The organism is Protofrankia sp. BMG5.30, from assembly GCF_001983005.1.
Lineage (GTDB): Bacteria > Actinomycetota > Actinomycetes > Frankiales > Frankiaceae > Protofrankia > Protofrankia coriariae.
The window spans coordinates 15,116-27,268 of the sequence record NZ_MOME01000025.1 but is presented as its reverse complement, the minus strand read 5'-3'; the positions used below and the strand labels follow the sequence as shown (position 1 = coordinate 27,268).

The following is a 12,153-nucleotide window of genomic DNA, read 5'->3' as shown; positions in this document are numbered from 1 at the left end:
GAGCTGATCGGTGATACGGGCGTTCGTCGCGTGTCGCCGGCGGCCTTGAGGAGTATCGGAGGCAGTCCCGCGTGTACCCGGAGGACCTGAAGTACACCAGGGAGCACGAGTGGGTCCGGGCGAACGAGGCCACCGTGCGGGTGGGTATCACCTCCTACGCCCAGGAGGCTCTCGGCGACATCGTTTTTGTGACATTGCCAGCGGTAGGGGAACGGGTGGAGGCCGGCCAGCCGTTCGGAGAGGTGGAGTCGACCAAGAGCGTCTCCGATGTCTACGCTCCGGTCTCAGGGGAGGTGATCGCCCGTAACGAGGTGCTCGACAGCACCCCCGAGCTGGTCAACTCCGATCCCTATGGGGAGGGCTGGCTGGTCGAGCTGGCTGTCGACGACACGTCCGCGACCGTGTCACTGCTGGACGCCGCTGCGTACGTCCAGCATGTGAAAGCACAGTAAAGGTCTACGGAGCATCCACGGAACATCTACGGAATGCYGTCAGTCGTTCGCGTTGACGCTACGGACGCCACGCCGGAATAGCTCTCCCGCTCCCCTTTTCGCGGCAGTGGGCCTGATGCACTAGCCTCGTTGTGCGCCGGGAAGGCGATACGAGGCCGCGATCTCACGGTCGGTGTTGCCTGTTCCGGTCTCGGAGCCGTTACCGGACGAGGGGACGGGCGTGGCTCTGAGGAGGCAACGAACGTTTTCGCCACCCCCAGGCGAGGTGGCCCGAGTGGCCGGCCAACCGCGTCCGCGGCGGTCCGGCAGGAAGCAGACGCGACCGTGTTCTGCACGAGGTGCGGACAGCAGAACCCGACCGATGCCCTGTACTGTGCACGGTGCGGGTCACCGCTGGTACGTCCAGGTGAGCCCATCGCGCCGGAGCGGCCTGCCGAACAGACCTCCACGCTCAACCTCGCCGCCGCCCTGTCGGGCGTCGAGGGTGACCACGTCGACGAGTCGAGCGAGCGGGACGCGGTCGCCGCGGTCGACGCGCTGCCACCCGGCTCCGGTCTGCTCGTCGTCAAACGCGGCCCCAACGCGGGCAGCCGCTTCCTGCTGGACGCCGATCTGACCACCGCCGGCCGCCATCCGGAAAGCGACATCTTCCTCGACGACGTGACCGTCTCACGCCGCCACGCCGAGTTCCACCGCTCGCCGTACACCAAGGGCTTTGCGGTACGCGATGTCRGCAGCCTCAACGGCACCTATCTCAATCGTGAGCGGATCGACTCCGCCGAGCTCTCCAGYGGCGACGAGGTGCAGATCGGCAAGTTCCGGCTGGTGTTCCTGACCGGGCCGGTGCCGTTGACGGGTGGCGGGGGCCCGCAGTGAGCAGGCGGTTCGCGGTGAGTCGAGGGTCGCGTCGATGAGCGCCGGCCGCGCCACGGCCCGTTCCGCGCCCGCGCCCGCGCCTGCGCGGACGCCGCGGGGCCAGGCGGATGCCTCCAGCGCGAAGACCCTCACCATCGGTGAGGTCCTCGACCAGCTGCGGCTGGACTACCCGGACGTGACCCTGTCCAAGATCCGTTATCTGGAGGCGGAGGGGCTCGTCACCCCCGCTCGCACGAGCGCGAACTACCGTAAGTACTCCGCCGACGACGTCGCCCGGCTGCGCTACGTCCTCGGGGCGCAGCGCGAGCGTTTCCTGCCGCTGAGAGTGATCAAGCAGGAGCTGGATTCGCTGGACCGCGGGCTGCTCCCCCGGGAGCGTCCCGGCCCACGTGCGGTGGCGCCGCCGTCACCCAGCCCCCTCGACGCCCTGCTCGACAACGGCGAGCAGGTGCGGATGTCACGACGGGAGCTGCTCGCCGCGGCCGGTGTCAGCGAGCAGGAACTCACCGAACTCGAGCAGTACGGGCTGGTCGCGCCCCGTCCCGGGGGCAGCTACTTCGACGGGGACGCGCTGGCTGTCGCGCGGACGTTCGCCGCGCTGAGCGGCTTTGGCATCCAGCCTCGGCATCTGCGCCCGTCGCGGGTGGCCGCCGACCGGGAGGCCGGGCTGGTCGAGCAGGTGACGGTACCGCTGCGGGCGCAGCGTGACCCGTTCAGCGGCGGGCGGGCAGAGGAGGCGCTGGACGAGATCGCCGGGCTGCTCGTGCGGCTGCACGCGGCCTTGCTGCGCTCCCGGCTGCGCTCCGGGCCGGGCACGTGACGTGCCCGGCTGCGCTCCGGGCCGGGCACGTCACGTCCCCGGCGGCGCCCCGGGCCGGCACGTGACACCGCCGGTCGGGGATGCGGCGTCTGTCGGTTGCGTGGGCCGGCCCAGGTACGGGCACCTATTGTTGACTGGGGTGGCAGGTCCGGACAGCGACCGACCCTGTCGGGGATCTGATCGGGGATCTTGTAGGAGATCTTGTCGGAGGCGTCGGGCCGCTGACGAAGTCCGGAGACCGGGATAGTGTCAGCCGGTGGCGGTTTACAGTTTCCGGTCGGATCATCCCGTCCTGCCCACCTGCGCGAGGAGGTAGATCGGTGCATCGGCTGGACATCGTCGGCGTTCGTGTCGAGCTTCCGTCGAAGCAGCCGATCGTCCTGTTGAAGGAGGTCGGCGGTGAGCGTTACCTGCCTATCTGGATCGGCGCGGTGGAGGCGACGGCCATAGCCTTCGCACAGGAGGGCATCACGACCGCCCGCCCGATGACGCACGATCTGATGCGTGACGTGTTGCGTGCCCTGCGGACCGAGCTCACCAGGGTGACCATCAACGATCTGCAGGACGRTGTGTTCTTCGCCACACTCGTGTTCGGCAACGGGGTCGAGGTCTCGGCCCGGCCGTCGGACGCCATCGCACTGGCGATGCGGATGGGGGCGCCGGTCTACGGCGAGGAGTCCGTGCTCGCCGAGGCCGGGATCACCGTGCCGGAGGAACAGGAACAGGAGCAGGAGAACGAGCTGGAGAAGTTCCGGGAGTTCCTCGACACGATCTCACCGGAGGACTTCAACACGCCAGGCTCCTGAAGGCAGGGTCCGAGCTTGTGACGCGCCGGCCGACGGGCCGTACAGAAGGTCACATGCTGGGACTTTCCGTATAGACCATGACGTGGACGGGAGCGCCGTCAGTGTGTCGGCCGTACGAGCGTGCCTGGCAGGCGGTCCGGGGTCGACCGTCGTCAGGTTCCAGGAGCCTGCGGGCGCRTCAGGACGCCCTGTCAGCCGCCTGGTTCTCGGGCCGCCGAAAGGCTTCCCGGCCGATTCGTACGGTTCGCTGACCACTGTGGCCGTGCGCGGTTGTATCCTCACAAAGGCTTGATCTGGGAACATTGTGGGTCTGTCACGAGACACGCCAATCACGATCATTGATGGGATCGCCCGAGGCTCTTACCGTCGAGTCGAGGCGGCTGAGCGAGTCCGGGTGACTGGCTGGCGGACGGGACGACGACAGCGATGATCGGATGGCGATGATCGGACAGGGGCAGCTCTTCCCGGACGATCTTCCGTTGCCGCCCGGTGACGATGTCGGTTACCGGGGGCCTACCGCGTGTGCGGCCGCGGGCATCACCTACCGGCAGCTCGACTACTGGGCCCGTACCGGCCTGGTCGTGCCGAGCGTGCGCGGCGCCACCGGGTCGGGCAGCCAGCGGCTGTACTCCTTCCGGGACGTGCTGGTCCTACGTGTCGTGCGCAAGCTGCTGGAGGCCGGGGTCTCGCTGCAGAACATCCGCGCCGCCGCCGACTGCCTGCGCCTGCGCGGGATCGAGGACCTGGCGCAGGTCACGCTGGTCAGCGACGGGTCGACCGTGTACGAGTGCACCTCCGACGACCAGGTCATCGACCTCGTCCAGGGCGGCCAGGGGGTTTTCGCGATCGCGGTCGGCCGGGCCGTCCAGGACATGCGCGGGCAGCTGTCCCAGCTTCCGACGGAACGCCCCGAGCGCGGGCACACCGGGCCGACAGCGGTCGGTCATCCCGGGGACGAACTGGCCAGCCGGCGCAGCCGGCGCAGCTCGGCCTGACGGCCCCGCGGCCAGCCGGCCGGCCATCGATGATGATCCGCAGCGGTCAGCGTGGGTTCGCGGCGGCGCGGCGCGCGGCGTAGTGCGTGGTGCCGTGCGGCGCGGCACAGTGCGGGTCGTCAGGCCGCCCGGCCGTGGGGTGCGCCGCGGTGGGCAGATGGTCGACCTGCAAGGTGATGTGGTCGATGTGATGGTCCTCCCGCAGCCAGGCGTGCATCCCGACCCGAACAGCGTGGCAGTCCGCGTCAGGCTGCACCAGCACGTGCGCGGACAACGCCGGCTCACCGGAGGTGATCTGCCAGATATGCAGGTCGTGGACCTCGCTGACACCGGGCCGGCGGGCCATCGCGGCACCGATGCCGTCCGGGTCGACCCCGTCGGGAGCAGCCTCGAGGAAGATCCGGCCGGACGCGTACAGCAGGCCGGCACCGGCTTTGACCATGAGGACGACGACGGTCAGCGAGGCGATCGTGTCCGCGCGCTTCCAGCCGGTGGCGAGAACGACCATGCCCRCGGCGGCGGTGGCGACGAACGCGTAGAGATCGCTGAGAACGTGCTGGAAGGCGCCGTCGATGTTCAGGCTCGTCCGGTTGGCCCGGCTCATCGCCCAGGCCGCGGCGAGGTTGACGGCTACCCCGACGAGCGCGACGGCCAGCACGGGCCCACCGGCCACATCACCCGGGGTGAACAGCCGGCGGATCGCCTCGACGGTGAGCCAGCCGGCCAGCAGGAGCAGGGTGAGCCCGTTGACCTGGGCGGAGAGGATCTCCACCCGGCGCAGGCCGAACGTGTAGGCGCCGCCGGCCGGCCGTGCCGCGACCCGCAGAGCCACCAGTGCCAGCATGATCGCCGCTGCGTCGGTGAGCATGTGGGCCGCGTCCGACAGCAGCGCCAGGGAGTGCGCGAGCAGGCCGACGACGACCTCCACGACAAGGTAGGCGAGGATGACGCCGAGGGCGATCATCAGCCAGCGTCGGTCCGCGTCCGCGGCGACGTCGTGCCCGTGACCGGCGTGCTGCCCGTGACCGGTGTCGCGCCAGTGGCTGGCACGGTGTCCGTGGCCGGTGTTGTGACCAGTGTCGTGTCCGTGGCCGGTGTGCCGGCCGCTGCCGCGGCCATGGCCGTGCGCTGTTCCGGTATTCTCCGCCACCGGTCTTCCTTTCCTGGCCTGCCGCTGTCCTGCCGTGRCCGCCCCCACTTTCAACGTTACTTCCTTCAACCGGTCCCGTCATTTGCGCTGAAAATGRCTGTCGATATCGGATTCAGTGTTCCGGGAAGCGGCGCTGTTTTCCCGCCGTCCGTTTCCCACATCCGGGCGGGCGATTTCTCCGGATGTCACAGCCGGGACGGCTTCCCGCCCGTGACATGCCCGGGCGGCAGCGGTGCCCGCGGTGCGCACGGCCGCCGGCGCCACCGCCGTTCCCGTCGCCGTCGACGGTCCGCGCTGTCTCGCGCCGGCCCCGGCCGGCCGCCCGGCTGAATGATCGTCGAGTGGTCGGGGTAGGCCGGGAGAGCCGCCGTACACGCGTAGCGGCAGGTCACTTCGCCGTTCCCGGACCTGTCGGTGGCGTGCCGTACGATCGCCAACTGTGTCTGACAAACCCGCGGTACTCGCGCACGACCTGCACAAGCGCTTCGGCACGAGCGTCGCGCTCGCCGGTCTGGATCTCAGCGTGGCGACCGGGACAGTACATGCGGTCCTCGGTCCGAACGGCGCCGGCAAGACGACCGCTGTGAAAATTCTCACCACCTTGTTGCGTGCCGATTCCGGACATGCCGAGGTTCTCGGTCTTGACGTCAGCCGACGCGCGGGTGAACTGCGGTCCCGAATCGGGCTCACCGGTCAGTACGCCGCCGTCGACGAACGGCTCACCGGCCAGGAGAACCTGGAGATGTTCGGCCGGCTCTACCGGCTGTCGGTTGTTTCGGCGCGGGCCCGTGCCGAAACCCTGCTGGAACGTTTCGACCTCACCGACGCCGCCCGCCGACAGGCCGGCACCTATTCCGGTGGTATGCGCCGGCGGCTCGACCTGGCCGCCAGCCTGATCCTCGCGCCGCCCATGCTCTTCCTCGACGAACCGACGACCGGGCTCGACCCGCGCAGCCGGATCCAGATGTGGGAGGTCATCGAGGAACTCGTCCGGGACGGCACCACCGTCCTGCTGACGACGCAGTACCTGGAGGAGGCCGACCAGCTGGCCCGGCGCATCTCGGTGATCGACGGTGGCCGGGTCATCGCGGAGGGCACCGCCGACGACCTGAAGTCGCAGGTGGGCGGGGACCGTCTCGACATCGTGATCGCCCGGGGCGGGGACGTCGACGCCGCGCGCGGCGTGCTGGCACGGTTCGCCTCCGGCGAGGTGAGTGTCGACGCCGACCGTCGGCGGCTGAGCGCGCCGATGAACCGCGGTGCCGGCGTGCTGCCGGACATGGTCCGCGGCGTCGACGAGGTGGGCGTGACCCTCGAGGACATCGCGCTGCACCGGCCCACCCTCGACGACGTCTTCCTGGCACTCACCGGCCATCACGCGCGCGACGAGGGCACGGCCACGAGCCCGCACGAGAGCACCACCACCGAGGAGCTGGTGACGACATGAGCACCATCATCAGCGGCAGCGCCGCCGCCGTCGTGGTCCGGCCGGTCGAGGGCCGCAGCCGGTTTGTCTGGTCGCTGCTGGACGCCTGGGTCGTCTGCCGGCGCAACCTGATCCAGACCTGGCGGGTGCCCGAGCTGCTGGTGTTCTCCACGATCCAGCCGGTGATGTTCGTGCTGCTGTTCGTCTACGTGTTCGGTGGCGCGATCAACGTCGGGCCCGGGGTGGACTACGTGGACTTCCTGATGCCCGGGATCTTCATCCAGACGGCGATCTTCGGCAGCATGGTGACGGGTGTCGGGCTCGCCGAGGACCGCCAGCGTGGCCTGATCGACCGGTTCCGCTCGCTGCCGATGTCGCGGGGCGCACTGCTGGCCGGCCGGACCCTCTCGGACCTGTTCCGCAACGTGTTCGTAGTCGCGATCATGCTGCTGGTCGGGATCGCGGTCGGGTTCCGCTTCGGTGACACGACCGTGCCCGCGGTGCTGGTCGGCTTCGCCCTCATGCTGCTGTTCTCCTACGCGTTCGCCTGGGTGTCGGCGGTGATCGGGCTGTCGGTGCGCAACGCGGAGGCGRCGCAGTCGGCCGGGTTCATCTGGGTCTTCCCGCTGACCTTCGCCAGCTCCGCGTTCGTCCCGGTCAGCACGATGCCGGGCTGGCTGCAGGCCTTCGCCGAGCATCAGCCGATCACCGTGACGATCGACGCGACGCGGGCGCTGTTCCTCGGCGGCCCGGTGGCCTCCGCGCTGCTCCAGTCGCTGGCGTGGTGTGTTGGGATGCTCGTCGTCTTCGTGCCATGGTGTATCCGGGCCTACCGGCGGTCCACCGGCGGCTGACCCGCCAACGTCACCGGCCCGGCCGCCGGCCCGACCGGCCTGGTCGGCTGGGCCGACACCGCGGATGCCCAGCCGTCCGTACTGGACCATCCCCACCTGGCCCGGGCACGATGTACGGATGTCCTCGTCCGGTAGCGTCACATCCGCGGACACCGTTGGAGTCAGGGAAAACCCCGCCCTGACCGGATCTTGCCGTTAGGTTGGTGCTCCGTCGTGGCATCGGTGTGAGCGCGGGGAGGTCGTGGTGTCGGGCACTCGGCGGGTCCGGACACTCGTCACCGGTATTCAGACATGCCTGGGCGAGGCGCTGAGCCTTGCCGACCAACTGGACGCGCTGGCCGACCAGGTCGAACGGCCCGGCGCGGACGGGCCAGCATCCGGCGGCCGGGCCGGCCAGCGGGCGCCTTCCGCGGATGTCTGGCACGCCATCCCCGACGTTGCTGACGAGCAGCTGCCGGCCGCGATCGGGATGGCCGCCGCGATCGCCCGTGGACAGGCGCCGGACCTCGCCAGCGCGCCCTGGTCGTCACCGCTGTGGCCGCCACCCCAACCGGCCGGCCACGCGCCGGGGAGCGAGGCCGCCACCGCTCTGCCCGAGCTGCCGGAACTGCCAGGCCGTCCGCGACCACGGCCGGCGGCCGGGCGTCCCTACCGGCCGGGGCTGTGGCGGGTGGGCCGGGTACTCGTCCCACCTCTGCTGCCCGGCGGGCAGACCGCCGAGGTGCCGCTGGCCGTCAGTCTCCTCGACGGCGGCAACCTGCGGATCGTGGTGGACCGGGACCGCCGGGCCGAGGGCGTCGGCGTCGTACGGGCCCTGCTCACCCGGGTGCTCGCGGCGGCACCGCCGGGATCGGTCCGGGTCACCGTCTACGACCCCTACGAGCTCGGCGCCGGGCTCGCCGGCTTCGCCCCGCTGCGGGCCGCCGGCGTGGTCAGCCCTACCCTGACCACCCGGACCAGGCTGGAGACCGCGCTGGGGGAGCTGTCCGCGGACGTCGGGCGCATCACCGTCGACCGGCTTGGTGGCCGGTTCGCCTCCCTGCGGGAACGGGAGGCCGCGGGCCTGCCCCGGGCCGAGCCGTGGCGGCTGCTGGTGCTGCTGGCCTGGCCGTCGCTGGCCGACGACGCCGCGCGGGCGCTGGAGGCGGTCGCCGCCCAGGGCCCCGCGTGCGGCGTGCACGTGATCGCGCTGGTGGAGGACGGCGGTGCGGCCGTCGGCCGCCGGGGGCACGAGACGCTGACGGGCGCCGAGACCCTGCGCGCGACCGGGCCCGCCGAGGATCCCGCCGTGGACGGTCTGTTCACCGCTGCCGGGGGCGTGCCCGACGGCGACCGGGTTTCCGCGGCCGCCCCGACGGTCTGGAGCTGTTCGCTGGCCGGGCCGCTGGAATGCGAGCTGGACGACCCGCCGCCGCCCGAGCTGGTGGCCGCGGTCGCCGAGTCCGTCGCGGCCGCGACGGCCGTCGAGGCCACCCGCCCCCCGGACGCCCGGGCGCTGCTTCCCGACACGTTGTGGAGCTTCGACGCGGCCGGTGGTCTGAGCGTCCCGGTGGCGTTCGGGCCGGACGGTCCGGTCACGCTCCGCTTCGACGACGACACCGTCCACGCTCTTGTGGGCGGGCAGGCCGGCTCGGGCAAGTCGACGCTGCTGCTCGACGTGGTGTACGGGCTGGCCGCCCGCTACGCCCCCGAGCAGCTGCGCTTCCACCTGCTCGACTTCAAGGAGGGCCTGGAGTTCGCCCAGTTCGCCCCCCGGGCCGACGACCCGTTCGTGCTGCCGCACGCGGACACCGTCGGGATGGACAGCGACCGGGAGTTCGGCGTCGCCGTGCTGCGCCATGTCCGCGCCCAGATGCAGCGCCGGGCCCTGGCCATGCGGGCCGTCGGCGCCCGGGACCTGCGCGGCCTGCGGGCCGCGCAGGGCGGCGCCGGCTGGCCGCGGATCCTGGTGGTGATCGACGAGTTCCAGGTGATGCTCACGCCGCTCGACGCGGTGTCGCGGGAGGCGGTCTCGCATCTGGAGGCGCTCGCCCGCCAGGGCCGCGCCTACGGCATCCACCTGCTGCTGGCCAGCCAGACGCTGTCGGGCATCGACGCCCTGGACGCCACCGCCGGCAAGCGCGGTTCGATCTTCGGTCAGTTCGCGTTGCGGATCGCGCTGCGCACCTCGATCTCGGAGTCCCGGGTGCTGCTGTCGACCACCAACGAGGCGGCGGGCGCGCTCGCGGGCGTGGGGGAGGCCATCGTCAACCGGCGTAACGGCCACCCGGCCGGCAACGAATTCGTCCGGGTGGCCTACCCCACCCCGGCAGTGCTCACGTCGCTGCGCGCGAGCCTCGCGGGGGCGGGGGCGGGGGCGCCCGGCGCGCCGGGTCGACCCGGGCCACGGGTCTTCGTCGGCCACGCACCGGCGATCCTGGACGACAACCAGCTCTACCGGTCGCTCGCGGGCACGCCCGTCCCGGTGGAGCGCGCCGAGCGTGCCGGCGCCGCCGACGCCGCGGCCCTCGAGGGCAGCCCCGACGGCAGTGGCGCGACCGGCGGTGCCGACAGCGGAGACGGCGCGGACGCCGCCGGGACGGCCGAGCCGCTGGCCCTGGTGGGGGTCCCCCTCGACCTGCATCCGGCTGCCGTGGGAGTGCGGCTGTCCCCGCTGCCGGGACGCAACCTCGCGGTGCTCGGCCCGTTGCGCCGGGAGGCGACCGGGGTGCTGCAGGCGGCCGTGGTGAGCGTCGCGGGCCAGGACGCGCCGGGCGGCGTACGGGTCGACATCGTCGCGGTCACCGCCGAGACCACGCAGGCGGCGGAGGTGCTCGCCGGCCGGGTTCGTGCCGTCGGGCAGTCCGCCCGGGTCCATCCGCCGGCGGCGCTGCGCCGGGTGCTGCGGGAGGTCAGCGACGAGGTACGGGACCGGGAGGAGACCGCGCTGGCCGGCGCGGCCGGCGGCCCCTGGCCCGGCGACCGGTCCTACGAGAGGTTCGCCCGGCCGGTGCGGCTGCTCGTCCTGTTCGCTGCCGACGCCGGGCGGGCCGTCCTGGAGGCCAAGGAGCCTCCCGCCCGCCGTTCGGGCCTGGACGACCTGCGTTTCGTCACCCGTCGGGGCCCTGGCCAGCGGGTGCACCTGCTCGGCTGGTGGCGCGGCCCGGGCCGGCTGCTCGACGACCTCGGCCCCATGCACCGCGACGACGTGGGGGCGTGGGTCGCGGTCGGCGTGCCTGCGAGCGACCTGTTCAGTCTCGCGGGCAACCGGTCGGTCACCGCGGGGACGGGCCCGAACCGGGCGGTTCTGTTCGACCGGAACGGGTATGCGGAGGCCCGCACGATCGTCCCGTTCTCGCCGCTGCCGGCCCAGGCCGAGCCGTCGGCGGCGGTGGCGGGTGACCCGCGGCACGATCAGGAGTCGTGGAGGAGGCTACCGGGGTGACCGGGCCGGCTGGACGCGTCGACGACACTGGACGAGCCGACGGCAACGGCGCCGGCGCCCCTCCCGTGCCGCCGGCCACCGGCCACCGGGGCAACGACCGGGCCGGTGACCGGCGCGCCCGCAACCCACGAAACGAGGATCATGGTTGACGTGCCCGACCAGCCGGGTGGCTTCCTCGCCGTACCGGAGGCCGACCCGCGGCGCCGGGTCGACCTCCACCACAAGCCCGTCCTGGAGCCCGCCCTGCGTGATCCCGACCTCGACGACCCGCTGATCGCGGCCGTGCGCTACCGGGCGTTGCTCGCCGAACTCAACCAGGCCAGAAACAAGGTGGAGGACCGGATGTCCGCCGGCCGGCAGCGGCGTGTCGCGCTCGCGCAGGCGCACCGGGAGTCGGCGGAGGCGATCCGCGCCAAGGTCGACGAGGTGTGGCGGACGGTGGCCGAACCGCTCGCGCACCACGGGATCAGCAGCCTTGACCAGCTCCGGCCGCCTCCGGTGGAGCGGGCCGACGACGTGCCCGCCGTCGCCGCAGCCGATCACGATTTTTCTGATCGTTACCTGTCCGACCATGACGTACCTGGCCATGACATGTCCGGCCACGATGTAGCCGGCCACGATGGGTCCGGCCGCACGTCCGACCGTGACATACCCGTCGTCACCGGGCCTGGCCGTGGGCACGGGCCCGGTGGCCGGCCGATCGCCCGGGCCCAGCACCGCCGCGGTGAGCCGGGCCGGGCGCGCACGGCCGGCGGCGCCGCGCCGCAGCGGCGGGCACGTACCAGACAGGTGGTCAGGGCGGCCTCCGCCGGTGCGGCGGTTCCGTTCGAGCCGTCCGAGGCRCCGGGGCGTGCCCACGAGCTGTGCCTGATCGCGATGGGGCACGCAGCCGAGCTGCGGGCGGTCACCCGGTCCGGTTCGTCGGCCTCGGCCGCGATCGTCATCGGCCTGGGTTGCCTGCTGGTGGCTGGTGGGGTGACCGTGTTGCGGGTGTTGTTCGGGGTTGCGGCGCTGCCGTCCCTCACCGGTGCCGCCATGCTCACCGCCGTCGGTGTGGCGGTGGCGACCGACGCGGCTCGGGTGGAGGTTGCCCGTGCGGCGCTGCTCGGGGCCGGTACGGCCGGTGCCGCGGTGCTGGCGACCATACGGGTGGCGTCGCTGGACCCGACCGACGTGATCGCCTCGCTGGTGGCGCTGGTGCTGGCGCTGCGGTTCGGGCTCGGTGTCGGCGCGCCGCGACATCCGCAGCGGAAGTGACCCGGCCGCCGGCCGTCCGGGGCGCTGTCCCTGGGGCATGCACGTCCCCGGAGGTACAAGCCCGCAGGGGCCTTCGAGGGCGCAGCCCCGCAG

Annotated in this window: 11 protein-coding genes; 10 read left to right on the top strand and 1 reads right to left on the bottom strand. The window is 72.1% G+C overall.

The window, feature by feature from the left end; all coding sequences use genetic code 11:
• Nucleotides 1-71 precede the first annotated feature (71 nt).
• The 5 genes from gcvH to BL254_RS15095 all read left to right on the top strand — a co-directional run bounded on the left by gcvH (nucleotide 72) and on the right by BL254_RS15095 (nucleotide 3,949).
• The gene (gene gcvH, locus BL254_RS15115) at nucleotides 72-452 is read left to right on the top strand and encodes a glycine cleavage system protein GcvH (RefSeq protein WP_047223470.1); all 381 of its coding nucleotides are present in this window, start codon (nucleotides 72-74) and stop codon (nucleotides 450-452) included.
• Nucleotides 453-776: 324 nt separating this feature from the next.
• The gene (locus tag BL254_RS15110) at nucleotides 777-1,328 is read left to right on the top strand and encodes an FHA domain-containing protein (protein ID WP_076843664.1); all 552 of its coding nucleotides are present in this window, start codon (nucleotides 777-779) and stop codon (nucleotides 1,326-1,328) included.
• Between the two features lie 34 nt (nucleotides 1,329-1,362).
• Nucleotides 1,363-2,148 (top strand): MerR family transcriptional regulator, encoded by a 786-nt coding sequence (locus tag BL254_RS15105; RefSeq protein WP_076843662.1) that lies wholly within the window; start codon nucleotides 1,363-1,365, stop codon nucleotides 2,146-2,148.
• A 320-nt stretch (nucleotides 2,149-2,468) separates the two neighbouring features.
• Nucleotides 2,469-2,954 (top strand): bifunctional nuclease family protein, encoded by a 486-nt coding sequence (locus tag BL254_RS15100; protein WP_076843660.1) that lies wholly within the window; start codon nucleotides 2,469-2,471, stop codon nucleotides 2,952-2,954.
• Between the two features lie 434 nt (nucleotides 2,955-3,388).
• On the top strand, nucleotides 3,389-3,949 hold the full coding sequence (locus tag BL254_RS15095; RefSeq protein ID WP_235433563.1) for a MerR family transcriptional regulator: 561 nt from the start codon (nucleotides 3,389-3,391) through the stop codon (nucleotides 3,947-3,949).
• Nucleotides 3,950-3,995: 46 nt separating this feature from the next.
• Here BL254_RS15095 and BL254_RS15090 read toward each other — a convergent pair whose 3' ends face one another.
• Complete coding sequence (locus tag BL254_RS15090) at nucleotides 3,996-5,099, bottom strand: cation diffusion facilitator family transporter (protein ID WP_076843658.1); 1,104 nt, start codon at nucleotides 5,097-5,099, stop codon at nucleotides 3,996-3,998.
• Between the two features lie 439 nt (nucleotides 5,100-5,538).
• Here BL254_RS15090 and BL254_RS15085 point away from each other — a divergent pair, with 439 nt between their 5' ends.
• The 5 genes from BL254_RS15085 to BL254_RS15070 all read left to right on the top strand — a co-directional run bounded on the left by BL254_RS15085 (nucleotide 5,539) and on the right by BL254_RS15070 (nucleotide 12,060).
• The gene (locus BL254_RS15085; RefSeq protein WP_047223475.1) at nucleotides 5,539-6,546 is read left to right on the top strand and encodes an ATP-binding cassette domain-containing protein; all 1,008 of its coding nucleotides are present in this window, start codon (nucleotides 5,539-5,541) and stop codon (nucleotides 6,544-6,546) included.
• A complete protein-coding gene (locus BL254_RS15080; RefSeq protein ID WP_076843656.1) occupies nucleotides 6,543-7,379 on the top strand; it encodes an ABC transporter permease in 837 nt (278 codons plus the stop codon). Before BL254_RS15085 ends, BL254_RS15080 begins: the two co-directional genes overlap by 4 nt.
• 244 nt (nucleotides 7,380-7,623) lie before the next feature.
• Nucleotides 7,624-10,803 carry an FtsK/SpoIIIE domain-containing protein gene (locus BL254_RS15075; RefSeq protein WP_076843725.1) on the top strand — a complete coding sequence of 1,060 codons (3,180 nt, stop codon included), beginning with the start codon at nucleotides 7,624-7,626 and terminating at the stop codon, nucleotides 10,801-10,803.
• Nucleotides 10,800-10,952 carry a hypothetical protein gene (locus BL254_RS27165; protein WP_162233216.1) on the top strand — a complete coding sequence of 51 codons (153 nt, stop codon included), beginning with the start codon at nucleotides 10,800-10,802 and terminating at the stop codon, nucleotides 10,950-10,952. Before BL254_RS15075 ends, BL254_RS27165 begins: the two co-directional genes overlap by 4 nt.
• Nucleotides 10,945-12,060, top strand: a complete 1,116-nt coding sequence (locus BL254_RS15070) for a hypothetical protein (protein WP_139342330.1) — start codon at nucleotides 10,945-10,947, stop codon at nucleotides 12,058-12,060. The genes BL254_RS27165 and BL254_RS15070 overlap by 8 nt, the downstream gene beginning before the upstream one ends.
• Nucleotides 12,061-12,153 lie beyond the last annotated feature (93 nt).

Coding starts and splice junctions, on each gene's coding strand:
- BL254_RS15105 (WP_076843662.1), top strand. CDS start 1,363: ATGAGCGCCGGCCGCGCCACGGCCCGTTCCGCGCCCGCGCCCGCGCCT.
- BL254_RS15095 (WP_235433563.1), top strand. CDS start 3,389: ATGGCGATGATCGGACAGGGGCAGCTCTTCCCGGACGATCTTCCGTTG.